Below are 26,575 nucleotides of genomic sequence, written 5' to 3'. Positions count from 1 at the left end.
GAGTTTGTGGACCCGTTTACGGGTAGCAAGAAGCAAAAGGCATAAATAAAAAGCCCCTTTAGGGGTCGCCCGAAAAAGTAAAACGTTGGTTAGACCATTCGGACGCCCCTTGAGGGGCTTATGTTAGTAATATGCCCTTCCAGGGCTTGAGCAAGCCTCCGGTTTACCGGAGGTCATGACTTACAAAAATTTGTAATCTTCATAAGTTCTTAACAATTCCTGCATGCAGAATGCATATTTGCTCGCTATAATTAAACCAATAAGAGCAAAAGGAGTGTTGGAAAATGGTTATGACACATTATATGGAATTACTTGCAAGTAATCAGCCTTGGAATTTGATTTTGTTTATGGTAATTCCGGTAGGCTTGGCAGAAGCATTGGTCGCAACAGAATTTTTTACCGTTTATCTGAAAGATCAAAAAGAAAGTGCCTGGCGCAGCTGGAATAAATATCTTGGCATAGCAGTGGGATTTTATTTTACCGGAGTTTTTCTATATTTGATGGTCAATGTAGTGCCAACAATTGAATGGCGTGGTTTTGCCGATGTTTTAGCGGTAGGTGCTTATTTAAGCGGGGTGATACCGCTTTTGAGTATAGCTTTGCTCGAACTTGGTGTGATTGGTAAAGGTAAATCAGAGCGTGAACATATGAAGCTGCATTTTATTTTATTGATTGGGTTTTTAGTTGTAAGTCATGTGGCAATGATATTTGGCATGGTCGATCCAACCATTACGGGATGGAATCAGTCTCAGAATTCAGGTCAAATGATGAATCATGGGAATATGGATTCTATGCATATGAATAAATAAATATAATAAGAAAATAAGGTGAAATCTTTCAATAGAGATTTCACCTTATTTGGATTTCAGGAGTCATACATAGGATTTCGTTTAGTTGATGGTGAATTTATGGTAAAGAGAGAACTAGCAAAGATTTTTACATTCCTATATAGAACGCATTAAAAAAATTACATCCAGTCTATCAGTTCTGCCGATTGCCATATAAAATGTTTAATGCCATATATATATATGAAATAAAAATGTGGGAGGAAATGATTTATGCTTCAATATTCTGTACTTATTGTTGATGATGATGTTAAATTAGTTGAACTTTTACAGACGTATTTTGAGCAGGAACAGTTTCTTGTTTATACAGCTTATGATGGTCTAGAGGCTATCGAACTTGTTGCTAAAAGAAAGCCAGATATCATGATTTTAGATATTATGCTGCCAGGGATGGACGGACGTGAAGTTTGCCGAAAAATTAGGCAGCATAATGATGTGCCAATTATTATGTTGACAGCTAAAGATGATGAGTCGGATCGGTTGGTTGGCCTTGGTATCGGGGCGGATGATTATGTTACAAAACCGTTTAGCATGAAAGAGGTGGTCGCCAGAGCTAAGGTGATTTTGCGCCGGATGCATGGTGAAGTAGTAGAGAAAAAAACAGTATTACAGTTTCGCGAGATTATGATTGATTTGGATCGTCATCAGGTGAAGCGTTCAGGTGAAGTACTGGATTTGACACCAACCGAATTTAAGCTGCTGGAGGTTTTAGCTAGAGCACCAGAACGTGTTTATAGCCGATTCCAATTAATGGAAAATACGCAAGGGTATGCGTTTGATGGTTATGAACGGACAATTGATGCACACATCCGAAATTTGCGGCGAAAGTTAGAGCCGGATTCACGAAATCCTCAATATGTCTTAACCGTGTATGGAGTTGGTTATAAATTTGCGGGGGAATCACATGTTTAAAATGAATAGTATTATATATCGGATTACAGGGCTGACTTTTTTGTTGATTACGATAACAGTGGTCGTTTTAATTTATTTGGCGAATGTACAGATGACACAATTATTTCAAGAATATCTTGTTTTACAGCATAATGGGCAGCCTGCCATGTCAATGGGGTTATCGGAAAATCATTTTTTAACATCCGTGCATGAATCGCTTTTATGGGTTGGTCTGGTAATTGTATTGATCGGGTTGCTGGCAAGTTATGCTTTAGCTAGAAGTATAACGATTCCGCTGCGGAAGTTAAGTAGTGCCGCAGCCAAAATAGAAAAAGGTGAATTAGAACAGACGGTTTTGGTCAAGGGAAAAGATGAAATTGGAAATTTGGCGAAAATATTCAATCGGATGTCACAGGTGTTGGCTACAAATGAAAAACTGAGAAAGGAATTGCTGGCTAATATTGCCCATGAACTGCGCACGCCGTTATCGATTATTCAAGGTAATTTAGAAGGATTGATTGATGGAGTGATTGCACCATCTGCAAATCGATTTTTTTCGATGCAAGAAGAAATGATGCGATTGAATCGTCTCGTGACAGATTTACGAGATTTATCGTTGGCCGAAGTACATCAGTTGGAGCTGAAAAAGACACCAACTGATATGAATAAAATCATCAGTCGGGCCGGAGCTATGATGCAGCCACTTGCTGATGAAAAAGAGCTGAAGCTATATTATGACTTGGCTGAAAAATTACCGGTTCTTATGATTGATGGAGATCGTATTAATCAGGTGATTTATAATATTTTAGGCAATGCTATACGTTATACGCTGGCGGGTGGAGAAATTCATTTGAAAAGCAATATAAAAAAAGACCCAAACGGACTAGTTTGGGTACAGGTCGTTGTACAGGATAATGGGCCAGGTATTGAAAAAGACGATTTACCTTATGTTTTTAATCATTTTTATCGAGGCGAAAAATCGCGCAATCGGCAAAGTGGTGGATCTGGTATTGGTTTGGCGATTGCCAAACAATTTGTTGAAAATCATAATGGAGAAATTTCAGTGAGCAGTAAAGTTGGCAAAGGTACTGTGTTTTCGATTTCACTGCCAGTTTAAGGCTAAATTTAGCCGCGAAATAAAAATCCCGCCGACAATAGTTTGCCGACGGGATTTTTTTATAAAATGATGTTTTAGAGCCAATCAATGACGGCTTTTTTACGGGCCACGGTACGTGGATATTTTACGGATGGATAACCGAAATAGATACAGGCGGCCACTTGTTCATCGTCTTTCATTTTGAGAAAGGATCGAGCATTCTCGTTTTCATTGAGACCACGTTCGCTGTAGCCGCTATAACAAGCACCAAGATCCAAACTATGAATCATGAGTTCCATGCTTTCAGCTGCCAGCGTTCCATTTATAGGATTGCAGATGCTGCTGCCACAGATAATAATCACGGCGTGTGGTGCATTAAAGGTTAAAGTACTGTACTGGGTTTCATTTTTATATTTTTCGGCTGTCTGAATAAGAGCTTCCGAGTTAGATTTATGTCCACCGGCAGCTAATCCCTCAACGACCAAGTCACGCAATTTGCTCATTTGCTTGGTAATGATGACGTATCTTGTTGCTTGGATGTTACAACCGGTTGGCGTGAAACGACCAGCTTCGATGATTTTTTCTATTTTTTCTTGTTCGACCGTTTGCTCTTTATAGTAACGAATCGAGCGGCGAGATTGGATCAGTTTCAGTAAATCATCACTTTTTATTTTGTTGATCGTTTTTGTATCAAAGATTTCTTTTTCATCTAAGGATGGAATTGAAATCGCACCTACGGGACAAATTGCTGCGCAGTGTCCGCAGACAAGACAGGCTTCCTGAATCATTTTTGCTTTACCAGCGATGATATTGATAGATCTTACTACACAGTCTTTTGTACATAGACCGCAGCCGATGCACAGCTCTTCATTAATTATAATCATAAACTACACCTCCGAACAGATAGACGCAGATAATGTTTATTTATTGCATGTTTTATAAAAATAAGACAATTCTAGATGGAATCTTTAATCTTACTTTAATCTTTTTCCTTTATGATGAAATAGTAGATAAACATGATACTGGATTTTAAAGAATGTAGGGGGATTATTGATGAAAAAAGTAGATAAAAATAACATGATCAATATGATTTTATTAATTGCAGGGGTAATCTGTATTATAACTGGGATTATTATCGATTTTAGGCTCATGCGTATACGAGGGTTAAAAGATATTCATATTTGGGCAGGTTATATTATGGCAATGGGAATGATCATTCATGTTGTATATCACAAAATGTGGATTACCAACATGTTGCGGCGTGTTGGTATTTCCAAAAAAGAATAGCAGTAACAAGGATTTTACACCTGTAACAGAGTATTAAGTAAAACAGATGAAATGGGGTGAACTTAATGCGGCTTTTACTTGTTGAAGATGAACCTGCACTGCAGAGTATATTATTGGCTCGTTTAAAAGAAGAAGGTTACGGAACGGATGCCTGCAGTGACGGGCTGGAGGCGTGGGACTTTTTAAAACTTACGGAATATGATGCTGTGATTTTGGATATTATGCTGCCGGGAATGGATGGGTTGACGATTTTAAAAAATTTGCGCCAAGCTAAACAAACCATACCGGTGTTGCTGCTTACGGCAAAAGACAGTATTGAAGATCGGGTGGCTGGACTTGATCTTGGGGCGGATGATTATCTCGTAAAGCCATTTGCCTTTGCCGAACTTTTGGCACGGCTGCGAGTTCTTTTGCGAAAAAGAAATGCTATAGCAACCAATCTTATGGAATGTGAGGCTTTGGTGATGGATATGAGTTCTCATACTGTCAAACGTGAGGAGCAATTCATCGCTTTGTCGAGTAAGGAATTTGCCATTTTAGAATATTTGTTGCGTAATCAGGGTAATGTTTTATCACGGGAGCAGATAGAATCGCATGTTTGGGATTATGGTTTTGACGGCGGGTCAAATGTGATTGATGTGTATATACGGTATCTTCGCAAAAAAATAGATGATCCATTTGAAAGAAAATTGATTCATACGGTACGCGGAGCAGGGTATGTGCTGAAAGAAGAAGTCAGATGAAAACAGTATCGATAAAAATGAAAGTGACACTATGGTATACTGGTCTGTTTATTATTTTGCTAGCTGTTTTATTTGCTGTAGTGTATATAACCACAGGGAAGGTCGTGCGAATTAATTTAGAAAAGCATCTGGAAGCGGAAGTTTATGAAAGTGCCAGAGATGTTGGTTTTCAACGGGGCAGTTTTGATTTGGAAAATGTAAATCCGTTCGACCATGGCGTTCGTATTTCCGTTTATAACGATAATGGAGTTTTAGTGGGGGGGACTGTTCCAAAAAACTTTTCCAATCTGAATTTTCAGGATCAGGTTATCCAATCTGTAAAAACAGAGCAGCAGGATTGGGCCGTTTTTGATTTTCATTTTCTACCGCAAGGATCAAATCATCAATATTATTGGGTTCGGGGTGTTATTTCACGCAGTGATTCGGGCGAGATTGGCCGTCAGGTTCTCGTGTCTTGTGCGCTCTTTTTTCCGTTACTGGCATTGGTGGCTGGTTTTGGTGGTTATTGGATTACCAAAAAATCATTTCAGCCAGTTGTCAAGATCAATGAAGCTGCTGCTAAGATTAGCAATGGTGGTGATTTGTCGAGAAGAATCGAACTGAAAGGTGACGTGAAAGATGAAATTTACGAATTAGCGCAGACGTTTGATAATATGTTTAAGCGGTTAGAATCGTCGTTTGACAAAGAACGGCAATTTACATCGGATGCATCACATGAACTAAGGACACCGATTTCCGTGATCATTGCTGAGGCAGAATATGGACTTTCGCAGCAAACGAAAACGGCTAAGATGGTCGATTCTATGCAAAATATATTACAACAGGGTAAAAAGATGTCCCAACTTATAGCTAATTTATTACTCTTGTCCAGAGTTGACAATGCCAAAGAACGAATGTTATTCGAAAAAGTTGATTTCAGTGAACTGACAAAATTTGTTCAGGAAGAAATGCGGTTGGAAGCAGAAAAAAAGAGTATAAAGATAGAGACTTTTATCGAACCGGATCTTTTTATAAAAGCAGATCAAACCTCGCTTATGCGGATTTTGATTAATCTAATTTCGAATGCCATTAAATATGGAAAAGTGAATGGCTGGATAAAAATTTCTGTATATAAACAGGAACGTTATGTTGTTGGCAGTATTGAAGACAATGGGATCGGTATAGCAATGGAAAATCTGCCGAAAATTTGGAATCGTTTTTATCAGGTAAATACGGCTCGCAGTGCGGGCGATGAGCATGGAACTGGCTTGGGACTCGCCATGGTGAAATGGATGATTGAATATCATGGTGGCACGATTACGGTTGACAGTAAGCTAGGCAGGGGAAGTACCTTTGTTTTTAGACTTCCTATTGAACCGGAACCTTGTGTCAAACAGTAAAAAATCACCAACACATCAGTTGTGATGTGTTGGTGATTTTTTATGTTTATAGAATTTTACAGTTTTAGTAAAGCTTTCCCCTGTATTTCTTCTGGATGCCAGGCAATAAGAATGAACTTCCCGTTCGTATGGGTATTGACTTTATTGATCCATTCGATTTCATTACTTGCTTTGGCTGCGAGTAAGGCATTTGTAGTTTTTGTTTGATAGAGAGAATTATTGATAATCCACCAGCCAATTTTGATTTTAGCCCGTATTAAATCTTCTTCTAAACGTAGTGCTTCAAAAACAGGTGTTGCTTCAGCAAGTGTTGTGATCAGTACTTCCGTTTCGTTGCTGCGCAGACGCGGTAAAAGTTTTCTTACGGCTTCAGGGATAATACCATTCGTGCGTTCAATTTCATGGTTATAATTAACGGTAGAATCAAGCAAGAGTAAAGTATGACCTGTTGGAGCGGTATCAATGACCACAATTTGCTCATCGGCTTTGTTGATGATTTCTGCAAAAGCACGAAAGACGGCAATTTCCTGCGTGCAGGGTGATCGTAAGTCTTCCTCTATATAGGCTAGATCTGATTCATTCATCGTTTCCCGGGCTTTTGAGAGCACTTCCTGTTGGTATTTACTTAATTCGGCTTGTTCATCGATTTGACTCATGGTGATACCATAACTTTCATCGATAATAAATTTAAGATGAGCAGCGGGATCGGTTGTTGCCAGATGAACTTTTTTATTTTTCTTTGCTAAGCCGACAGCGATGGCAGCTGCCATTGTTGTTTTACCAACACCGCCTTTACCCATCGTGAAAATGACTTTTTTATTTGTTTTGATAATATCGTCAATAATATCAGATAAAGCCAAAGGAGTGTCGGTTAGTAACTGAGTGCTAGTAGTTATGGCATAATCTTCGGTTAAAAGGGCACGAACATTTTTGAGACCCGTGATGTTATAAGCACGAAGTGGTATGCTATAGTGAGGCATTTCCAAAAGGGCTGAGGGCATCTGTTTTAAAGCCGTCTGTTGTTTTTTGTAAAGACCGGTTGAAATACTATCATCATAAACAGTGAGAAGACCATTGATAATAAGCTTTTGATTTTGAATGCCTAACTCAGAAAGTTCTCTCGCCGCTCGAGCCGCTTCTTTCAGCGGTGCAGTTTCTGGCCTAGTGATGAGAAGCAAAGAGGTTTTGTTTTCACTCGCTAGAGCATCTACTGCTTTTTTATACACTGCTTTTTTGCTTTCAAGACCTGAAAGCTGACCAAGACAGGAAGCACCATGTGTACTTTCACTAATGAAGCTATTCCACGCAGATGGTAATTGCAGCATCCGCAAGGTATGTCCGGTTGGTGCTGTATCAAAAATAATATGATCATAGGAATTTTCTAAGGTTTCATCGGTAATGAATTTAGAAAATTCATTAAAGGCTGCGATTTCCACGGTGCAGGAACCGGATAATTGTTCGGACATATTTTGAATGACCGTTTCAGGCAGTTTACCGCGATATGGTGCGAGAACGGCTTCGCGGTATTCCGCTGCTGCTTGTATGGGATCTAAATTGATTACAGTAAGATTTGGAACATCTGGTATCATCGTACCTTTATTGTCTAGTGTAATTGAAAATACGTCTTGCAGATTCGAAGCTGGATCGGTGCTGATCAAGAGGATCTTTTTCCCCTTGTCGGCCAATGTCACGGCGGTGGCACAAGCTGCCGATGTTTTTCCAACACCGCCTTTTCCCGTGAAAAAAAGATATTTTGTAAGATTGATTTTATTGATTTGGAACAGTTCCATTACAGCACTCTCCTTTTCCTTTCGAGTCTTGAGCACTGAGCTTTTTTAGCTTTTGTCTAGGTTTTTTAGCGGGTTTTGCCAATTGGCTGGCAATTGTTTCTGGTAGTGAAAGCAGTTTGATGAAATCTTCATTTGTGGGATAATGCCCGGTAATTATGATTTGATCATGGAGCAGTGTAATAGGAAGCTCTTTTAAATCATGTGTGTTGATGAATTCATTGACGATTTTGTTGTCGATAAAAGCTTGTGGCGCACTGTTTAAATTAAATCGTCCAATTTGAATACCATTTTCGTTTAGAGTATTTAATGCTGTGGAAATTCGGAGTAATTCGGCGTCGATAGAAACACCACAAAGACCGGTTGAGCAACACATAGCTGGTTCAAAAATTTGTAATTTGTCCATAAAAAATCTCTCCTTTATAATTTGTTTGGTAAGACTTTGCAAATACAATCTTTTGTATTTGTTACTAAGCTGTGCAGGTCACATTCTAAATCTTGGATACCTGTTGCGTGGAGTGAATAATAACTCCATTTGCCATCGCGGCGTATATCAATCAATCCACAATCAAATAATTGTTTCATGTGATGCGATAATGTTGATTGTGAAATCTGGAGCTTTTCTAAAATATCACAGGCGCACATTTCTGAGCAGGAAATCATATCAAGAATCATCAAACGGTTAGGATCACTAAGTACTTTGAATTTTTTTGCTGTTTCGCTGTAAGATTTTATCATGTTGTGCTCCCTCTTTCATAGGATGAATTTATTAGTAATACATCGATGCGTATCAATGTGTTTACTATAACAAACATATCGATGTATGTCAATGTATATTGCTGTTAAGATTCGTATTTTTTATATTTCCGTTATATAATAGACCATATTGCTATATCTTTTTTATTGTAGCTTGATGGTAGATTTTTAACCGCATTATTATAGAGACTGAGGTGTTCTTTTATGGATAAAAAGAAACAAAAGATAACATTGGCACTTTTAACGGCTATGTTTTTAGCTGCGTTTGACAGTACGGTTATTGCAGCAGCAGCACCTGTGATTGTTAAAGATTTGCAAGGGTTTGAATTAATTAGCTGGATTTTTTCCCTCTATCTTTTAACATCAGCTATTTCAACGCCAATTTATGGGAAATTAGCCGATTTATATGGTCGCAAAAAAATCCTCTCCTTGGGGATTTTGATTTTTTTAGTGGGAAGTTTATGCTGCGGTTTTGCGCAGACGATGTATCAATTAGCCGCCTATCGAGGCTTGCAAGGACTGGGCGCCGGAGCAATTTTTACAGTAACATTTACGATTATCGGGGATATTTTCACATTAAAAGAACGGTCCGTCGTACAAGGTGCGATCAGTACTGTTTGGGGTGTAGCTGGACTTTTAGGTCCAGTTTTAGGAGGATTCTTAATTGATGCATTATCCTGGCGCTGGATATTTTTTATCAACATTCCATTTGCTTTGTTTTGTGTAGTTTGTTTGAATTTGTATCTGCATGATTCGGTGGAACATAAAAATCCGTCCATTGATTATATCGGAACAATTTTGCTGTCGGGGGCAATTGGTGTATTTTTATATGGTGTTATGGTTGAACAGCAAGCAGTGTATCAAGTGATCGATAGTATTGGCTCATTGCTTATTTTTGTTATTTTTTATTTTGTCGAAAAAAATGCAGTTGAGCCGATTGTACCGGTGTGGATTCTGACAAAGTCAACGATTCTAATCAATATTGTTACTTTTTTAGTATCAATGCTTCTTATTGCGATCAATGTATATATGCCTTTTTATATTCAGCTGATTTTAGGCTATTCAGCGACGATTGCAGGAATAACATTGGTATCTATGTCAATTTCCTGGTTTTATTGTTCGACGATGCTGGCAGCTGGAATGGAACGTTATGGAGCAAGGAGTGTAGTTTTAGTTGCTAGTGTTTTACTTATCGTAAGTATGGCTTTACTTTGTACGGTAAGCCCGGAAACTTCTTTGTGGATGCTTTCTTGTTATGGTTTTATTTTTGGTATTGGTTTTAGTGGAACATTGAATACGTTGATGTTTACGATTCAAGATTCAGTAGGATATGCCAATCGTGGGGCGGCAATTGGGTTTAATACATTAATTAAAACTTTGGCGCAGACGATTGGAATTAGTTTATTTGGAGCCTGTATCAATATGAGATTAGATGCTTATTTTAGAGGCCAAGCACAATTTTCTATTGATATAAATCATCTTGCATCGCCAGAAAATGGACTTTCTTTGGAACAAATCCAAACAGCACTTTTTTCGGCAGTTCATTATGTTTTTTTATTGCTGCTGGTGATCAGTCTGCTGAACTTTGTTTTTGCTTATTTTTTGCCAAAGAAAACAGAATTTGAATCTCAGAATATATAAAATGCACTTGTGGCAATAAAAATAAGCGTAATGCGTCTTACTAGATATCAACTACTTTTGACAATGCATAGTCAATCGACAAAAGATGATTTATAATGAAGGGAGATAGATGCAAGACGGCTAAGTAGAGGCAAGGAGACGTGTGCCAAGATCTGCTTAGTAAAATCTAAGAAAAGCAAATGCTAAGATGGCTGTCGAGTGCTTGATGGAAAGCAGGACTGACCTTATGTGAGCAGATTGCGGTGAGGAATGTTGTTGGTGCAGGAACAAAAAAATGAATTTACGGACGTTTTTCGACAAGAACAACACAAACTCATTCGCTATGTTCAATCCCGGGTAAGCAATATTTCGGAGATGGATGCAGAAGATATTGTGGCGGATGTAGTATTTAATGTGTATAACCGTGTGTTGGCAGATCAACCAGTGGAGAATTTAATAGCTTATTTATATCAGGCTGTCAAAAACAAAATAAAAGATTATTTTCGCAGACCAAAACCTGTATTATCATTAGATGAAGTAGATAAGACGACTGGTATTTCTAAAGCAGAACGGCTTCTCGATGAGAATGGCAATGTGGAAGCGGAATTAGAACAAAAAGAATTTATTCTTAAATTTAAGGCAGCGTTATTACAGTTAGAACCTAAACAGCGTGCTGTCTGGGTGGCTACGGAATTGGATGATTATACATTTAAAGAATTAGCAGAAAAATGGAATGAACCAATCGGGACCTTGTTGTCACGCAAAAGCCGCGCCGCAAAGGCACTTCGTAAAGCGCTTTCAGATAAATGATTGGTAGGAGGCTTTTTTATGCAATGGAATTGTCATTTTTGTACGACGAAAACAAGACATATCTTCGTGCAAATTTTATTGGGTTTAATTTTAACCCTTACTCTAGGTTTGATTTTTGGTGTTTTTGTCATGCTTTTATGGAATCCGATTGTACCCGTTTTATTTGGATTTCATACAATTACGTATTGGCAATCCGTTGGGCTTGTAATTATGCTGCGTTTACTTTTTGGCGGACATCATAATTATCATAAACAACCAGATCAAGAAGCAGCTCGCTGTAAAACACATTTTAGTAAATTGATGGAGTCATGCCGCAATACAAATGTGGGTGCATCTCATGTAGATTATGAAACATGGTGGGAAGACGAAGGGAAAATTTCCTTAGAAAAGTATATAAAAGATGTTGAAACCAAAAAATGAAAAAATCAATGCTATATTAAGTTGTATTAAATATTCTATATGGAAATTGTCAGAAAGCGGGTTATTAGGTTGAGTCGCATTACGGAGGACGTAAACGATGTCCTATACCCAATTCCTGACAGTCTAATAGGTTAACTTTTTTAATGCACATTATATATAAATATCATTGAGTGAATATTGTGGACAATGAAAAATTATAAAATAACAGTGAGGTGGAAATGTAATGGAATATAAAGAAATGACAGCAAGTGAGGCTGAACAAATTTTGGCAAAACAACAGGCTTTTTTTGACAGCCAGGCGACCAAAGATATCGATTTTCGAATTCAACAGCTACAGATATTGCGCAATGGCATTTCGCAATATGAAAGTAAGCTTGAAGAAGCCTTACAGCTTGATTTAGGAAAACATCCATTTGAATCATATTTAACGGAAATTGGTTTTGTGCTTGGCAGCATTGATGAAATGATGGAAAATGTAAAAGAATGGGCTAAGCCCGAAAAAGTTAATACACCACTGATAATGTATCCAGCAAAAGGTTATATTATAAGCGAACCCTATGGATCGGTTCTTATTATTGGACCCTATAATTATCCATTTCAACTATTAATTGAGCCACTGATTGGCGCAATGACGGCTGGAAATTGTGCAGTAGTGAAGCCATCAGAATTGGCACCACATACAGCTGCTGTTGTAACAGCCATGATTACGGAATTTTTTGATCCCAATTACATTTGTGCGGTTGAAGGTTCAGTCGATACGAATACAGCTTTGTTAGCTCTGCCGTTTGATTATATTTTTTTTACAGGCAGTGTGCCAGTGGGAAAAATTGTTATGAGAGCTGCCGCAGAGCATTTAGTGCCGGTTACCTTAGAACTGGGAGGAAAATCACCAGTGATTGTTGACGAGAGTGCTAATTTGAAGGTAGCGGCTAAACGTATTATATGGGGTAAAACGATGAATGCAGGGCAAACTTGTGTAGCACCGGATTATCTTATGGTGCATGCTGCCGTTAAAGATGACTTGCTTGTAGAAATGATTGCTGCGATTAAAGAATATTTTGGTGCGGATAGTAAGACAAGTCAATCTTTTGGACGAATCATTAATGCCCGCCATTTTGCGCGGATCAAAGGGATGATTGATCATGACAGAGAACATATTTTGTATGGCGGTGATACGGATGAAATAGAAAGGTACATTGAACCAACGTTGATTGATGCAGACTTTGAGCATCCGGCTACTATGACCGAAGAAATTTTTGGTCCGGTGTTACCAGTTTTAACATATCGTGACTTAAATCAGGCTATTCAAGAAATCAAACGACGCCCGAAACCTCTTGCACTCTATTTATTTACTGAGAATGATAAAAGTAAAGAGAAAGTATTACAGGAAACATCATCTGGTGGAGCTTGTATCAACGATGTGATTATGCATTTAGCAAATTCAAATCTTCCCTTTGGCGGTGTTGGGAGTTCGGGACTAGGCGCTTATCATGGCAAAACTAGTTTTGTTACGTTCTCGCATAAAAAATCAATTTTAACTAAAACAACAAAAATAAATTTACCACTTACTGTGCCACCTTATAGTGATCAAATGTTAAAAAATCTTAAATTTGTTATGAAATAAAACAAAGCAAAGCGTCCTATATTCTTTTACGTAAAGATACAGGACGCTTTGTTTGTGTACATTATATTTTAGAGAGGTCGATAAGAAGGTGTAAATATAATATAACACAAATGATAATGATTTTCAATAGTAAACTGCGTATTATTTTAACCGATTTTTTTCTTGCAAATAACGAAAGAAAGACTTAAAATAAGATAAAATAATAAACAATGATAAACAATAATAGTCAAGAATAGTTGGAGGGATAAAATGGAAGCATATGCTGCAAGTGAAAGAGTACTGCGTCTGAAAAATAAAATGCTTGCTGAGCCTCGTTATGCATCGATTGAGCAGGCCCTTATTATCACGCAGACTTATCAAGAAAACGAACAGGAACCAGTAATTATTAAGCGGGCACTGGCCTTGAAAAATGCTTTGCTGAAAATGGAAATTGGTGTGGATAAAGAAGAGCTTATTGTCGGGAATCGTACGAAAGGTGTTCGGGCGGGGGTTGTTTTTCCGGAAAGTGGCAGTTCATGGGTTGATCGCGAATTTGAAACATTACCAGTGCGTCCACAGGATAAATTTCATGTACATGACAAAGATATTTTGTTGTTTCGTCAGCAGGTTAAGCCATACTGGGAGAATCGTTCCTTAGAAGATGTGATTCGTAAACGTTATGGATCTGAAATCGATGCAATTGCTTCGGTTGTAAAAATCAATCAGAAAGATCATGCGCAAGGGCATATCTGTCCGGACTGTAAGACTTGGCTGCTTACGGGACCGGCTGAACTTAAGCGTCGAGCAGAAGTCGAATATGTAAAGACCACGGGAACAAAACAAAATTTTTATCAAAGTGTTATGTTGGTTATGGATGGTGTACATGCTTTTATGATGCGCTATCATGATCTTTTACTAGCGACAGCAGCACAAACAACAAACGAAGCAGAGCAAGCGAATCTAATTGATGTAGCTGGGATTTGCCGGAACTTATCCGTATCACCACCAAAGTCATTTCATGAAGCGGTACAGTCTTTATGGTTCTTATTTGTTGTATTACAGATGGAATCGAATGCATCCTCTTTTTCGCCAGGGCGGGTGGATCAATACTTATATCCTTTTTATAAAGCTGATCTGGATGCCGGCAAGCTTACCCCAGCAAAAGCATTCGAAATTATTGAATGTCTCTGGCTTAAATTCAATGAAATCGTTTATATGCGAAATGCCCATAGTGCTAAATACTTTGCCGGATTTCCGATTGGTTTTAATATAGCGGTTGGCGGACTTGATGAACAAGGTCAGTCAACTGAAAATGAACTTTCTTATTTATTATTGAAAGCACAAGAAATTATCGGTTTGCCGCAACCGAATCTTTCGGTGCGTCTTAATGAAGGTACTTCAACGAAACTTTTGCAGGCGAGTATTCGAGTTGTAGCGAAAGGCAGTGGGATGCCACAGTTTTTTAATGATAAATCTATTATTCCGGGAATTTTAGAGCTAGGCATTGCGCCGGCAGATGCGCTGAATTATGCAATTGTAGGCTGTGTTGAGATTACAACGCAAGGCAATAATCTCGGCTGGAGTGATGCCGCTATGTTTAATTTGAATAAGACTTTAGAACTTACCCTAAACCATGGTGTTTGTCTGCTTACCGAAAAACGATTAGGCAAAGATTTTGGCGGACTGGATACGTATGAAACCTTCGAGCAATTGGAAAATGCTTTTGCAAAACAAATTGATTTCTTTTTGGCTAAGATGATCCAAGCTTGTGAACAAGTTGAACAAGCACATATGGATATTTTACCATCGCCGTTCTTATCAGCTGTTATCGAAGATTGTATGGAAAAAGGCTTAGATGTGACCAGCGGTGGGGCTCATTATAATTTATCAGGTATTCAAATGATCCAAGTCGCCAATCTTGCTGATAGTTTGGCCGCTATCAAAAAATTAGTTTATGATGAACAGAAGATTACACGTGAAATCTTGTTAAAAGCACTGCAGAATAATTTTATTGGTTATGATATCGTGCGAGCTATGCTATTAAACAAAGTGGATAAATATGGAAACGATGTTGCCTGGGTTGATAAAATTGGTGCAAAATGGGCAAGGTATTTTCGAAATCAATTGCAAGTCTATACGAATTATCGTGGTGGTAAATATCATACAGGTATGTATACAGTTTCAGCGCATGTTCCGATGGGAGAAAATGTGGGTGCTTCACCGGATGGGCGTTATGCTGGTACACCGCTTGCTGATGGTGGTATGTCACCGGTTTATGGGCGTGATAGTAAAGGGCCGACGGCAGTACTTAAGTCGGTGGCAGAGCTGGATAATAATCTTACGACGAATGGCGGGCTCTTGAATATGAAATTTCTGCCGGAATTTTTCGCTACCGAAACTGGAATTCATAAATTTGCAGCGTTTTTACGAGCGTTTGTTGATTTGGAAATTCCGCATATTCAATTCAACGTTTTAAATCGAGAGGATTTATTAGCCGCACAAGCGAATCCTGAAAACTATCGAAGCTTAACCGTGCGTGTTGCAGGCTATACGGCATATTTTACTGAACTGGATGGAAAACTGCAGGATGAAATTATTGCGCGTACTTCTTATGATGCAATTTGACATATTTATGAAAATTTCCTTGCAAACTTTTACTTTTACAGGTAATGTAATAATGAGTGATAAAAAACAATAAAAATAACAAAAGTGTTAGAAAACTATAGGAGTGTTGTTTACATGTTAGTATTAATCGATCATGCAGATGTTGAGGAAATCAAAGCCTTATATGAAGAATATCCATATGATGGAGTAACGACGAATCCATCGATTTTAAAAAAAGTCGGTAAAAATCCGATGCAGGTTTTAAAAGAAATTCGTCGGGTGATTCCGCAACAGGCGGATTTGCATGTACAGTTGGTGTCTTTGGAAAAAGAAGCTATGTTAAAAGAGGCGCAGCATATTTGGGATGAATTAGGCAAAGCCACTTATGTGAAGGTTCCAGTAACAGCAGAAGGATTCAAAGCAATCGCAGCGATGCATGTGAAAGGCATTACAAATATTACTGCGACAGCAATTTATACTGCGATGCAGGCATTTATGGCGGCAAAAGCCGGGGCACGCTATACAGCACCTTATGTAAATCGCATTGATAACCTTGGTGCAAATGGAATTGAGACCGCTAAAGCAATTCATTCGATGTTTCATCTGCATAATCTTCAAGCGGATGTTTTAGCAGCCAGTTTCAAAAATTCTCAGCAGGTCTTAGAACTTTGCAAAGCGGGAATTGGTTCTGTAACAGCTGCTCCCGATGTACTTCGTTCTCTCGTGCAGCATGACTCTACAACAAATGCTGTGGGTGTATTTACGACTGACTTTTATTCATTATTGGGTGAAGGAAAAACAATGGTGGATTGTTAAGTGTCGATCGGCTAGAAAAAAATTTATATAGGCCTTGATTGGTCCGTTTGAAGTACTACAAAATCGAAATGATTTTGTAGTACTTCTTTTTTGAGGACGATTTACGATTTATGGTATAATAATCGGAGGTTTTTCGTATTATTTTTTGTGGGAATAAAAGAGTTTCGTTGGTAAAAGTTTCTCGAAAAGTAGAAAAACTTTTAAGACTGGTAAGTATAAGGAGAAACCGCTATAATATATAAGTAAAGTTTATCGAAGATTAAGGGGGATCATTTTGTCGTTAATAGGTAAGGCGGTTATTGCCCAAGGGGGCGGGCCGACATCAGTAATCAATCAAAGTTTAGTTGGAATCATTGAAGAAGCAAAAAAATATCCTGAAATTACACGGATTTATGGTGCGCTTCATGGCGTCGAAGGAATTATCCATGAAGATTTTATTGATTTGACACAGGAGACTCGTCGAAATCTTGATGATGTGGCTCATACACCATCATCAGCATTACTGGCAACACGGGTCAAACCAGATAAAGACTATTGCTGCGAAATTTTCAAGGTTTTAAAAGCACATGAAATCCGTTATTTCTTTTATATAGGCGGAAATGATTCATCTGATACGGCACGAATTGTGGATGAATATGCTAAGGCTGAAGGGTATAGGATGCGAGTCATTCATGTACCGAAAACGATTGATAATGATTTGTGCACAAATGATCATACACCAGGTTATGGATCAGCAGCCCGCTTTGTGATGCAGGCTTTTTCCGGGACAAATCTTGATATGCGAGCTTTAGGCGGGATTTATATTGGAATTATCATGGGACGTAACGCGGGATTTTTGGCAGCAGCCGCCAGTGCGGCCAAGCAGTATGAAGATGATGGTCCGCATCTTATTTATTTACCAGAAAGACCATTTGCGTTAGATACTTTTTATAAGGATGTACAGGAAGTTTATGATCGTTATGGACGCTGTGTCATTGCTGTATCAGAAGGTATTGCTGATGCAGATGGGGTACCGATTGTGACGAAATATTTAGATGACTTGGAAAAAGATGCCCATGGCAATACAAATATTTCGGGTAATGGTGCTCTCGGTAAGCTTTTAGCGGATAAACTTAAAAGTAAGTTGCAGATCAGACGTGTTCGTGCGGATACATTTGGCTACATTCAACGCTGCTTTTTGGGCTGTTTATCCGATACAGACTGTAAAGAAGCTCGTGAAGTAGGTGAAAAAGCGGTACAGTTTTCGGTATTACAAGAAAAAGACGGATCGGTTTCAATCCGCAGGATTGGCAATTATGCAGTACAATATGATTTAGTTCCTTTTGAGGCTGTTGCCGGTTTGACTAAAAAAATGCCGGATGAGTTTATCAATGATAGCGGTAATAATGTAACGACCGCGTTTCGTGATTATCTCAGACCGCTTTTAGGAAATGGAATACTTAAAGTGGCAAGGTTTAGAGCCCCACGGGTAGAAAAAATACTTTATAAAGAGTGAATTTTTGCAGGCAGATAAATCTGCCTGCTTTTTGTAGATTGGAGACAGTCTTGGCTTTAGAAAGAGAAATGTTTTTGAATTAAAATGCAATTCCTAGAAAAGAGGATTATACTACTATATAAAGAGCAGAAAGTTGTATTGATACAAATCAAAATAAGGGTGGTATGTTCTATGAAATTGCGACGAATTTTAGCTATGGCGGCTATTTTAATGGTTTTGTCTGTCGGTAATGTTTTTGCCATGCAGGCACAGTGCGATGGCAAACCTTTTATCAAAATCGAAAATGCGAACGGGGCTATAATGAGTGTTGCACCCAAAGTTAGTTATTCAGAATTAAACGGTCAGAAGACAATTGAATTTTTAGCTTCAATAGAGGTGGAGAAAGACAATCGATTTATATATTCGCATATCGTAGCGATTCCAGAAGAAATGAAATTCCGCTTTATAGAGGTTACGACAATTGACACGAAAAGCAAAAAAGCTATTGCCCAGCAAAAAAACCTAGATTGGGTAGTCTATGCTAAAGATACATCGGTTGATAAATGTTTAAGCTATATTAATAAACATCCAGATCAATTTCAAAAAATTGAGAGTAAATAACTTTTCGTACTAAATCGACAGACTATATCTGCCGATTTTTTTTGCCCAAATGAAGTTTATCGTTCGTTATAAAGGATAAATTGATCTATAACGCGAAATGTTACTATTTACATGGAAAATATAAGAGTGGGAAGTGGCACCATGATTCAACCCAAATATAAAGCGGCAGGCGCCTTAGCTTTAAGTATTGTCGGTTTTTTGTTTACGTATCCATATACGGCTGCTTTTGCTGGCGGTCTTTTAAATAATGGTTGTTTAGCAGCTGTGATCGGTGGGCTGGCAGATTGGTTTGCGGTTACAGCAATTTTTCGTAAGCCTTTGGGAATTTCTTATCGCACAGCAGTATTGCCGCGAAATAGGCAGCGTATTATCAATGAGATCATTGAATTTACCGGACGTGATTTGCTAAATACGGAAAACATTATGAAGATCGTCTACCAATATGATATGGCAAAAATGTTTATTATGTATCTGGAAGAGCATGATGGCAAAGAGAAAGTAAAGCGGGTTATCAATCAATTGGTATATGCAATTTTTAGTGAACTAGATACCGTAGAGATTGGTCAAACCATCGAAAATGTTGTTAAGAGTGCTTTAAAAGAATTTCATTTGGCACCAGTTCTCATTGCCATAATGCAAGAGTCGCTTCATAATAAATATGGAAATGAAGCCATGGATTTTTTCTTTGATGAATGTGATGTTCTTTTATTGGACGAGAAAACCCACAAGCTTATGGTAAGCAGTATGGCAGCAATAAAAGATAATTATGAAAAAGATTCTACAGGACGAAAAATGGTTGGCTTTGTATTTGATTTATCACCGGAACGTTTGGCACAAATTGTTGAGACGGAATTAGGGGAATATGTAAAAAATCTTAAAAATACACAACATCCACTGCGACTGAAACTACAAACATGGTTGAGTCAACAGATTTGTGATTTAGGTGAAAATGTGGAGTATCAGACTAAAATCAGTACGTTGGAAAAACAAATCATTCATGACAAACTGCAAGTTGCACGGAAAATAACGGACTATATTAACGGTAAAATTAAACGAGAACAGGCTAAAATGTCATCGGTTTTGGAAAGTTCGATGGATCGTTTGATTGATGAACAAATCAATCAATTCAAAGCAAATCAGAATTTGCAAAAGCTTGTGGACCAAAAGATAAAATTGAATTTAAATTTGTTTATTCGTGAGCAGCATAGTGTTATTACGCAATTGATTCAAGATCGTCTCAATGAACTTTCGGATACTGCTTTAGTGGAATTGGTTGAAACGAAAATAGCGGATGATTTGCAAATGATTCGGATTAATGGATCTTTAGTTGGTGCTGTGGTCGGAATGGTTTTGTATACGGTTGTGTTTTTAGCGGAAAGGATGTGGGGCTGATGAAGAACTGGAATAAGGCAGATAAACTCCTTGCCATTGTGACTGCTCTTTTTATTATAGCCTTGCTGTTAAAACTGCAATATCCTGAGAACTTATATATAAAAGGTTTTTTGTTTTGCACAGAGGCCGCCCTTGTTGGTGGCGTGGCTGATTGGTTTGCCGTGACAGCACTCTTTCGCAAACCATTAGGATTTCCTTATCATACAGCAATTTTGTCACGAAAACGGCAAGCTTTTACGAATTCGTGTGTCAATATGGTTCAGCAAGAATTCTTTTCAAAAAAAAAGTTGTTGTTTCGTATTCGTAAATTGAATCTTTTACAGTTATTCGTGGAGTGGCTGGAAAAAAATCAAATGAAAGAATTTTTGGCTGGAATTATTTTGCAGTATCTTGAGAATGCTCTTAAGCAAGTCGACATACAAAAAACAGCTGGTATTGTAGAAGCTGAAATAAAAAAGAAGATTTCTATAGTGCCGCAGGAAAAAATTTATGCTGATTTAAAAACCTGGTTCGTAGAAAAAGAAAAAAATGAAGAACTGTTTTCGTATCTGATTGAAGAAATAAGGCGAAAGATTTCACAAGAGGAAACAAAATTAGCCATTCAAGAAAGTATACAAACCTATAGTGAAGAAAAAAATAAAAATATTTTTGTGGCCTTCCTTACAACAGCAGCTCAGCTGAGCAATGTTCTTAATTTTGCTGAGGCAGCTTCCGTATTGCAACAGCAAATTCTTAATTTAACAACAGATTTGCTGCAAAAAGACCATCCACTTAGACGGCAGTTATTGGATCAAATCTATACTGCCATAAACCGGATTATAAAAGATGAGTCTTGGCAGACCTTAGTTCTGAAATGGCAAGGCGAAATTGTTGAATCTGTAATGATTAAAGAACAGTTAAGCGAATGTTTAAAACTTGTTTTACAATATTTTAAACGAGAAAATGAAGAGGGAGGACCAAGCAATCTATTGGCTTTGCAAACACCGGTAGCACATATTATTTTAGCGGGGATTGATCGTGGGTTAGTTTTACTTAAGACAGATGAAAAAATTCAGCACACAATTTATCAATTCTTATATGATATGATGGGACGGAGTGTTTTACAGGCACAGCTTATGATTGGGTCAATTGTCAAAGAGGCTCTTTCGGCGATGAGTGATGCCCAAATGAATCAGTTGGTATATAGTAAAGTGGAAACAGATTTATTATGGATACGCATGAATGGTTCGATAGTGGGAGCACTGATTGGACTTATTTTATTTTCACTTTCACAATTATTGCAATGATCCCTAAATATTCTTGTCTCGGTTAGGCGGGCATTTACAATTGAATACTAAAAAACAGCAATTTGTGCCAGATCATCTGGTACGAATTGCTGTTTTTCGTATGCTGTCTATTCAAATATAAAAGAGAATTTTTTCCCCGGTATAATATAGTTCAATAAAAATTCTTCATTATTTAAAACTTTACCGACAACATTGACTCGTTTATCAGCTGGCTGCGGCATTTTGATGATTTGAAGTTCTCCCATATAACGTAGATAATCTTCATTATCGAGGGTGATACTTCCATAGGAACGTACTTTGGTATTGGCTGATTTTATACAGGTTCCATTTAGCAAACTACGACTTTCTTGAGCGCGAACCGCATCACGGGCTTCATCTACTCTGGCGGTAAAGGTGTGAGACAATAGGTTGCGTGTGAATTCATCAGAAGATAACAGCTGTGCTTTGACTTCAATTTCGTTTTCTTTAATCTGGCTCAGCGTTTCAAGCTCTTCTATAGAGGGCAGGGAATCACCAATGAAAATAGAATCTATCCCGATAGCGGCTAAATGCCGTGCGGCAAGACTTACGTCATTATGTCGATGCATTTCAAGTGTAGGAAGTCCAGCTTTCAAAGGTGATCGGCGGCGATGCTGGCTGGGAATAAAGGCACCAACTCGAATGCCGGCTTTGTGAAGCAGGGAGTTCTTTCGTACCAAAGTTTCTTCGCTGATGCCTGTTCCTTCGCGCGGATAGAAATTGTGTAGTGCATCAATATTGGCAAAATTCGCACCCAGTTTCATTAGTTCCATAAGTAAACGTGCTGTAATCGTGGAGGCATTGAGTTGAATTCGAATTTTTTTCGTATTATGGCTGAATTTTGTGATTTGTTCGGCATCATAACCATAATCTAGGCGTAAGGTTTGGATTCCGAGAAATTGAAATGCGGATAAATTGAATTTTTCAATTCCAAGTATTTCTAATGTGGCGGGAGAAATATCACTTATGACTTCCATATTATTTTTTTTAGCGATATTTAAAACTTCAGAAATTTGCTTTTTTAGACTGCTTTTATCTGTTTCAGGAATGTGCAGGGAGGTAAAAATTCGCTGCACTCCATATTTAGCAGCTGTTTCGATCAATTGGATATTTTCTTCGAACGTATTATCCAATCCGAGATAGATTGCAATGCCCGTTTTCATTTGCATTCGCTCCTTTTTTTTATTTAATTTTTGTATAAATTTAAAGCAAGCGTACATGGTATCTTTAAAGTTCAGGATCTTGAAAACCTATGATCCAAGTTGCAATAAAACCGACACTGTAGGCTGTTATAAGCCCTACGAGATAAAATAAAATATGATCTGTACTTGCGGCAAGGGGAAGTCCTGATAGTCCAATTGAGGTAGCACCCACTACATTAAAGGCTTGAATCGCTCCGCCAAACGCTCCACCGAAACAGGCACCAATAAATGGTTTGCCCAGCGGCAGTGTTACACCGTAAATCAATGGTTCGCCGATACCCATGATGCCAACAGGCAGGGCTGAGGCAATCGTTTTTTTTAAGCGAGAATTTTTTGTTTTAGCGTAGACGGCAAGGGATGCTCCGACCTGGCCTGCACCAGCCATCGCCAGGACTGGCAGTAAGATGGTTACACCGCTGCGCGCTAAAAGTTCCGCATGGATGGGGGTTAAACCTTGGTGCAGGCCGGTCATAACAAGTGGTAAAAAAGTGCCACCGAGGATGAACCCGGTAAAGGCACCACCCTGCTCAATAGCATTTGTAGCAGCAAACCCAATGGCTTCAGAAATGATGCCCCCAAGTGGCTGCAAAAATAAGATAGCCGCAAAGGTTGAAATTAAAATTACGAGCAGCGGCGTTAAAAAAAGTTCTAAGAGTTCAGGGACGCGGGGGCGTATTTTTTGTTCCAGCCACGAGGAAAAAGCAGTAACCAGTAAGACGGCAATAATACCGCCTCGTCCGGGCAGGAGATCTTGTCCGAACAGTGTAATTTCGCTGAGACCGGGGTGCGTAATAATAGCTGCCATCGTCCCCCCAATCATAGGCGAGGCACCGAATTCTTTCGCCGCATTGACACCGACAAATAAATTTATGCCCCAAAAGACAGCATTGCCAGCAATTTTTAAAATTTGAACGGCAGCGGTCTGCTCTATGCTGGGCATAAGCTTAAGAGCGATATTTAAAAGACCTGTAATCAAGCCGCAGGCGATAAACGCAGGAATTAAAGGAAGAAAGATACTGGAAATTTTTTTTAAGAAAAGTTTAAACGGTGTGGAATTTTTCTGTCGGATTTTTTGATGTAAAATCTCACTATCATCCATATTTATACCAGATAGCTTTTGCGTGGATGGGGCATGTAAAATTATATCAAAGGCTTCTTTGACTTTTGTAACTTTGCCTGGTCCAAGGATAATTTGCAGTTCCTGACCGGATTCATTGATACCAAGTACACCAGCAATCTGTTGCAATGATTTTAGATCAATTTTAGTGTTGTCTTTCAATATAAGGCGCAGACGCGTCATACAATTTTCGGCAGACAAGATATTGGCTTTCGGGCCAACGAGCTGATAAATTGCAGCAGCGATTTCTTGATGTGTCAAAATGAAACCTCCTGTGTAGTAAAAATGAATGAAACTATTGTAAAGATTGTAGTGCCTTGTGAATAAAACCTTGATGTTCATCAAGAATTTTTGTGGCTGTGTCTAAATCTAATGAACTTAAAATCATGAAGATGGCAAGTTTAGCCTGACCATTTGTTTGGGCGAGGCAGGCGATGCTTTCTTGTCTGGTTACGCCAGTTGCTTCCATAACAATATGACGGGCGCGTTCTTCAAGTTTTAAGTTGGATGATTTTACATCAACCATAAGATTGCCATAAACTTTGCCGAGGCGGATCATACAGCCAGTGGATAACATATTTAAAATGAGTTTTTGTGCTGTGCCGGCTTTCATGCGCGTTGATCCGGTAATGAGTTCTGGCCCGACAACGGCAGTCAAGGCAATATCAGCAATCTCAGCTATGGGCGAATTTTGATTGCAGGTAATAGCAATGGTAGCAGCTCCAATAGATTTTGCAAAGTTTAGTCCGCCCAGAACATAAGGTGTTCGACCCGATGCGGCAAGACCAACAACCGTATCCAGTGATTGCAGTTTTTTTTCTTTTAAATCGTGTGCGGCAAGTTCTGGTGAATCTTCCGCCCCTTCTTGTGACTTAAAAACCGCGGCAGGCCCCCCAGCAATGATTCCCTGTATCAGCTCCGGTTCGATGCCATAGGTTGGTGGACATTCCGAGGCATCCAAGATACCAAGACGGCCGGATGTTCCGGCGCCAATATAAAATAGACGACCGCCTTTTTGGAGACGATTACTAATGAGATCAATGGAAGCAGCAATTTGCGGCAAAATAGATTCAATTGCCTGCGGGACTTTTTTGTCCTCTTCATTCATTAAATGCACAAGTTCAAAAGTTGTTGTTCGATCGATATGCGCACTGGCATTATTTCTGCTTTCAGTAGTTAAATTTTCTAATTGGATCATGTCAGCGGCTTCTTTCTGCAGAGAGTATAGTTTATCCCTTACAACCACTTAGTATTAGACATTTCATTCTTTGATTCCTGTATTAAAGTTAAAATAAATAAATATGTCCAGCAGCGAGTGCCTTTGTCTTAGAATATTTTGTTGGCATAATCTATATTTGCATCAGGAAAAGTGGTATGATATAGAGATATGGACTTAACAAAAGTACATATAAATACTTGCGCTAGTGATAGCAGCAATTGAAGCAGAGAAGATGAGGTCTTACCAAAGACTATTTTTTCGTAAGTTAGGTGAAATGAATGAATTGGAAAAGAAATCTTTTTGTCCTTGGGTTTAGTGTGGCCTGTACATCAGCAAGCTATACGATGCTGATACCGTTTTTACCGATGTATCTATTGGAAATCGGCGTCGTGGAAAGTGATGTTGCTATGTGGTCGGGGGTTGTATTTTCTGTGACATTTTTGGTCGCAGCAATTATGGCGCCGATTTGGGGGAAAATGGCAGATAAAAAAGGCAAAAGGCCAATGCTGATTCGGGCTGGATTTTGTTTAGGGTTAGTGTATTTAATGGGTGCTTTTGTTACAAGTCCACAGCAATTATTTGGCATTCGTGTTTTGCAAGGTTTTGCGAATGGCTTTTTACCAGCAAGTTTGGCAATTGTTTCTATGAGTGTGCCGCAAAATAAACTTGGGTATAGTCTTGGCGTAATCCAGACGGGACAGATTATCGGAACGGTTTTAGGTCCGCTTTTGGGTGGGGGCATAGCACATGTAGTAGGCATGCGGTCGTCCTTTATTTTAGCCGGGATTTTGTTGTTTTTAGTTACTTTACTGGTGGCTTTTTTGGTTAAAGAACCTGAACATGTGGAACGTGTGGATACGAAGCAGGCCGATGAAGGCATTTTAGATGACTTGAAATATGCATATCACAATCGCAGGTTGGTTGAAATGTTGGCACTTTCCTTTATTATTAGTTTTGCCAATATGGTTATTCAACCTGTTATTAGTTTATATATAGCGCAGCTGCAAGGTTCAATGGATGGTGTTATACTGACATCTGGTATTGTTTTTAGTCTTGGCGGGATTGCCGGAGCTTTGTCAACGACGTTTTGGGGCAGTTTTGGTCAGCGCAAAGGTTATTTCTTTGTGATGGTCTTGGCTTTTTGTGGTGCAGGCGTTTTTAACTTTTTACAATATTTTCCGGCAACTGTTGTCGGATTTGGGGTTTTTCAATTTTTGTTTGGTCTGTTTTTTGTCGGTGCTAATCCAGCGGTCAGCGCGACGCTTGTCAAATCGACAAATGCTGATTTTCGCGGTCGGGTGTTTGGTTTAGCTACCGCGGCGAATCAATCGGGCGCAATGGTAGGTCCATTGGTGGGAAGTTTCATTAGTGCTGTTATAGGCATACAATATGTTTTTCTGTTCACAGGACCAATGTTGTTTTTGATTGGGCTGGTCGTATATTATCACTATATAGGACATCAGCATAAAGTTCATAATCATATACCAATTTAATATAAAACAGGCGAAGCAACATGTTTCGCCTGTTTTTTACTGCCTGATTTGCATTTTTTTTTGCAGTGTGATAAGATTCGGTTTATGGCAAATGCA

24 protein-coding genes are annotated in these 26,575 nt (G+C 38.7%); 17 read left to right on the top strand and 7 right to left on the bottom strand.

The genetic code is table 11. The features are described 5' to 3' along the window. Positions 1-284: 284 nt before the first annotated feature. The 3 genes from F606_RS0117440 to F606_RS0117430 all read left to right on the top strand — a co-directional run bounded on the left by F606_RS0117440 (position 285) and on the right by F606_RS0117430 (position 2,853). The gene (locus tag F606_RS0117440; RefSeq protein ID WP_019555180.1) at positions 285-809 is read left to right on the top strand and encodes a DUF6803 family protein; all 525 of its coding nucleotides are present in this window, start codon (positions 285-287) and stop codon (positions 807-809) included. 249 nt (positions 810-1,058) lie between these two features. Continuing rightward, on the top strand, positions 1,059-1,757 hold the full coding sequence (locus F606_RS0117435) for a response regulator transcription factor (protein WP_019555179.1): 699 nt from the start codon (positions 1,059-1,061) through the stop codon (positions 1,755-1,757). 1 nt (position 1,758) lies between these two features. After that, entirely contained in the window at positions 1,759-2,853 is a 1,095-nt protein-coding gene (locus tag F606_RS0117430; protein ID WP_083924102.1) for a sensor histidine kinase, read from the top strand. Positions 2,854-2,927: 74 nt separating this feature from the next. Here the strand turns inward: F606_RS0117430 and F606_RS0117425 are convergent, their stop codons facing one another. Continuing rightward, positions 2,928-3,716 carry a nitroreductase family protein gene (locus F606_RS0117425; protein ID WP_019555177.1) on the bottom strand — a complete coding sequence of 263 codons (789 nt, stop codon included), beginning with the start codon at positions 3,714-3,716 and terminating at the stop codon, positions 2,928-2,930. A gap of 169 nt (positions 3,717-3,885) precedes the next feature. On the opposite strand from F606_RS0117425, the gene F606_RS0117420 reads away from it, so the two are divergent. The 3 genes from F606_RS0117420 to F606_RS0117410 all read left to right on the top strand — a co-directional run bounded on the left by F606_RS0117420 (position 3,886) and on the right by F606_RS0117410 (position 6,241). After that, a complete protein-coding gene (locus F606_RS0117420) occupies positions 3,886-4,119 on the top strand; it encodes a DUF4405 domain-containing protein (RefSeq protein WP_019555176.1) in 234 nt (77 codons plus the stop codon). A gap of 65 nt (positions 4,120-4,184) precedes the next feature. Beyond that, entirely contained in the window at positions 4,185-4,862 is a 678-nt protein-coding gene (locus F606_RS0117415) for a response regulator (protein ID WP_019555175.1), read from the top strand. Next, a complete protein-coding gene (locus tag F606_RS0117410) occupies positions 4,859-6,241 on the top strand; it encodes a HAMP domain-containing sensor histidine kinase (protein WP_019555174.1) in 1,383 nt (460 codons plus the stop codon). The genes F606_RS0117415 and F606_RS0117410 overlap by 4 nt, the downstream gene beginning before the upstream one ends. A 56-nt stretch (positions 6,242-6,297) precedes the next feature. Here the strand turns inward: F606_RS0117410 and arsA are convergent, their stop codons facing one another. From arsA to F606_RS23870, 3 genes are read right to left on the bottom strand one after another with little or no spacing between them, the layout of a single operon-like run. After that, positions 6,298-8,031, bottom strand: coding sequence for an arsenical pump-driving ATPase (arsA, locus tag F606_RS0117405; protein WP_019555173.1), 1,734 nt, complete (start codon positions 8,029-8,031; stop codon positions 6,298-6,300). Then, the gene (gene arsD / locus F606_RS0117400) at positions 8,009-8,434 is read right to left on the bottom strand and encodes an arsenite efflux transporter metallochaperone ArsD (RefSeq protein WP_019555172.1); all 426 of its coding nucleotides are present in this window, start codon (positions 8,432-8,434) and stop codon (positions 8,009-8,011) included. Before arsD ends, arsA begins: the two co-directional genes overlap by 23 nt. A 14-nt stretch (positions 8,435-8,448) precedes the next feature. Next, complete coding sequence (locus tag F606_RS23870; RefSeq protein ID WP_019555171.1) at positions 8,449-8,766, bottom strand: ArsR/SmtB family transcription factor; 318 nt, start codon at positions 8,764-8,766, stop codon at positions 8,449-8,451. A gap of 222 nt (positions 8,767-8,988) precedes the next feature. On the opposite strand from F606_RS23870, the gene F606_RS0117390 reads away from it, so the two are divergent. From F606_RS0117390 to F606_RS0117345, 10 genes are all read left to right on the top strand, one after another. Continuing rightward, on the top strand, positions 8,989-10,425 hold the full coding sequence (locus F606_RS0117390; RefSeq protein ID WP_019555170.1) for an MDR family MFS transporter: 1,437 nt from the start codon (positions 8,989-8,991) through the stop codon (positions 10,423-10,425). Between the two features lie 249 nt (positions 10,426-10,674). After that, positions 10,675-11,214 (top strand): RNA polymerase sigma factor, encoded by a 540-nt coding sequence (locus tag F606_RS0117385; RefSeq protein ID WP_083924100.1) that lies wholly within the window; start codon positions 10,675-10,677, stop codon positions 11,212-11,214. Positions 11,215-11,232: 18 nt separating this feature from the next. Continuing rightward, positions 11,233-11,634: a hypothetical protein gene (locus F606_RS22460; RefSeq protein ID WP_019555168.1), complete on the top strand. Its 402-nt coding sequence runs from the start codon at positions 11,233-11,235 to the stop codon at positions 11,632-11,634. Between the two features lie 223 nt (positions 11,635-11,857). Continuing rightward, positions 11,858-13,258 carry an aldehyde dehydrogenase gene (locus F606_RS0117375; RefSeq protein ID WP_019555167.1) on the top strand — a complete coding sequence of 467 codons (1,401 nt, stop codon included), beginning with the start codon at positions 11,858-11,860 and terminating at the stop codon, positions 13,256-13,258. Positions 13,259-13,507: 249 nt separating this feature from the next. Further along, entirely contained in the window at positions 13,508-15,862 is a 2,355-nt protein-coding gene (locus F606_RS0117370; RefSeq protein ID WP_019555166.1) for a glycyl radical protein, read from the top strand. 114 nt (positions 15,863-15,976) lie between these two features. Next, positions 15,977-16,657, top strand: coding sequence for a transaldolase family protein (locus F606_RS0117365; protein WP_019555165.1), 681 nt, complete (start codon positions 15,977-15,979; stop codon positions 16,655-16,657). A gap of 274 nt (positions 16,658-16,931) precedes the next feature. Further along, a complete protein-coding gene (locus F606_RS0117360) occupies positions 16,932-18,152 on the top strand; it encodes a 6-phosphofructokinase (protein WP_019555164.1) in 1,221 nt (406 codons plus the stop codon). A 171-nt stretch (positions 18,153-18,323) separates the two neighbouring features. Continuing rightward, on the top strand, positions 18,324-18,752 hold the full coding sequence (locus F606_RS0117355; RefSeq protein ID WP_019555163.1) for a hypothetical protein: 429 nt from the start codon (positions 18,324-18,326) through the stop codon (positions 18,750-18,752). 141 nt (positions 18,753-18,893) lie between these two features. Next, positions 18,894-20,144, top strand: coding sequence for a DUF445 domain-containing protein (locus F606_RS0117350; RefSeq protein WP_019555162.1), 1,251 nt, complete (start codon positions 18,894-18,896; stop codon positions 20,142-20,144). Then, complete coding sequence (locus F606_RS0117345) at positions 20,144-21,430, top strand: DUF445 domain-containing protein (RefSeq protein ID WP_019555161.1); 1,287 nt, start codon at positions 20,144-20,146, stop codon at positions 21,428-21,430. The genes F606_RS0117350 and F606_RS0117345 overlap by 1 nt, the downstream gene beginning before the upstream one ends. 107 nt (positions 21,431-21,537) lie before the next feature. Here the strand turns inward: F606_RS0117345 and F606_RS0117340 are convergent, their stop codons facing one another. The 3 genes from F606_RS0117340 to murQ form a co-directional block, all read right to left on the bottom strand. Next, entirely contained in the window at positions 21,538-22,611 is a 1,074-nt protein-coding gene (locus F606_RS0117340) for a DUF871 domain-containing protein (RefSeq protein WP_019555160.1), read from the bottom strand. Positions 22,612-22,675: 64 nt separating this feature from the next. Further along, complete coding sequence (locus F606_RS0117335; RefSeq protein ID WP_019555159.1) at positions 22,676-24,028, bottom strand: PTS transporter subunit EIIC; 1,353 nt, start codon at positions 24,026-24,028, stop codon at positions 22,676-22,678. 34 nt (positions 24,029-24,062) lie between these two features. Further along, positions 24,063-24,965 (bottom strand): N-acetylmuramic acid 6-phosphate etherase, encoded by a 903-nt coding sequence (murQ, locus tag F606_RS0117330; RefSeq protein WP_019555158.1) that lies wholly within the window; start codon positions 24,963-24,965, stop codon positions 24,063-24,065. A 299-nt stretch (positions 24,966-25,264) separates the two neighbouring features. Here murQ and F606_RS0117325 point away from each other — a divergent pair, with 299 nt between their 5' ends. Beyond that, positions 25,265-26,479 (top strand): MFS transporter, encoded by a 1,215-nt coding sequence (locus F606_RS0117325; protein ID WP_019555157.1) that lies wholly within the window; start codon positions 25,265-25,267, stop codon positions 26,477-26,479. Positions 26,480-26,575: the final 96 nt, after the last annotated feature.

This window comes from Propionispira raffinosivorans DSM 20765 (genome assembly GCF_000381065.1).
Classification (GTDB): Bacteria; Bacillota; Negativicutes; order Selenomonadales; family Selenomonadaceae; genus Propionispira; species Propionispira raffinosivorans.
The sequence above is the reverse complement of the archived record's forward strand: the minus strand, read 5'-3'. Positions and strand labels throughout refer to the sequence as shown.

Coding starts and splice junctions, on each gene's coding strand:
- F606_RS0117440 (WP_019555180.1), top strand. CDS start 285: ATGGTTATGACACATTATATGGAATTACTTGCAAGTAATCAGCCTTGG.
- F606_RS0117435 (WP_019555179.1), top strand. CDS start 1,059: ATGCTTCAATATTCTGTACTTATTGTTGATGATGATGTTAAATTAGTT.
- F606_RS0117430 (WP_083924102.1), top strand. CDS start 1,759: ATGAATAGTATTATATATCGGATTACAGGGCTGACTTTTTTGTTGATT.
- F606_RS0117425 (WP_019555177.1), bottom strand. CDS start 3,716: ATGATTATAATTAATGAAGAGCTGTGCATCGGCTGCGGTCTATGTACA.
- F606_RS0117420 (WP_019555176.1), top strand. CDS start 3,886: ATGAAAAAAGTAGATAAAAATAACATGATCAATATGATTTTATTAATT.
- F606_RS0117415 (WP_019555175.1), top strand. CDS start 4,185: ATGCGGCTTTTACTTGTTGAAGATGAACCTGCACTGCAGAGTATATTA.
- F606_RS0117410 (WP_019555174.1), top strand. CDS start 4,859: ATGAAAACAGTATCGATAAAAATGAAAGTGACACTATGGTATACTGGT.
- arsA (WP_019555173.1), bottom strand. CDS start 8,031: ATGGAACTGTTCCAAATCAATAAAATCAATCTTACAAAATATCTTTTT.
- arsD (WP_019555172.1), bottom strand. CDS start 8,434: ATGGACAAATTACAAATTTTTGAACCAGCTATGTGTTGCTCAACCGGT.
- F606_RS23870 (WP_019555171.1), bottom strand. CDS start 8,766: ATGATAAAATCTTACAGCGAAACAGCAAAAAAATTCAAAGTACTTAGT.
- F606_RS0117390 (WP_019555170.1), top strand. CDS start 8,989: ATGGATAAAAAGAAACAAAAGATAACATTGGCACTTTTAACGGCTATG.
- F606_RS0117385 (WP_083924100.1), top strand. CDS start 10,675: ATGTTGTTGGTGCAGGAACAAAAAAATGAATTTACGGACGTTTTTCGA.
- F606_RS22460 (WP_019555168.1), top strand. CDS start 11,233: ATGCAATGGAATTGTCATTTTTGTACGACGAAAACAAGACATATCTTC.
- F606_RS0117375 (WP_019555167.1), top strand. CDS start 11,858: ATGGAATATAAAGAAATGACAGCAAGTGAGGCTGAACAAATTTTGGCA.
- F606_RS0117370 (WP_019555166.1), top strand. CDS start 13,508: ATGGAAGCATATGCTGCAAGTGAAAGAGTACTGCGTCTGAAAAATAAA.
- F606_RS0117365 (WP_019555165.1), top strand. CDS start 15,977: ATGTTAGTATTAATCGATCATGCAGATGTTGAGGAAATCAAAGCCTTA.
- F606_RS0117355 (WP_019555163.1), top strand. CDS start 18,324: ATGAAATTGCGACGAATTTTAGCTATGGCGGCTATTTTAATGGTTTTG.
- F606_RS0117350 (WP_019555162.1), top strand. CDS start 18,894: ATGATTCAACCCAAATATAAAGCGGCAGGCGCCTTAGCTTTAAGTATT.
- F606_RS0117345 (WP_019555161.1), top strand. CDS start 20,144: ATGAAGAACTGGAATAAGGCAGATAAACTCCTTGCCATTGTGACTGCT.
- F606_RS0117340 (WP_019555160.1), bottom strand. CDS start 22,611: ATGAAAACGGGCATTGCAATCTATCTCGGATTGGATAATACGTTCGAA.
- murQ (WP_019555158.1), bottom strand. CDS start 24,965: ATGATCCAATTAGAAAATTTAACTACTGAAAGCAGAAATAATGCCAGT.
- F606_RS0117325 (WP_019555157.1), top strand. CDS start 25,265: ATGAATTGGAAAAGAAATCTTTTTGTCCTTGGGTTTAGTGTGGCCTGT.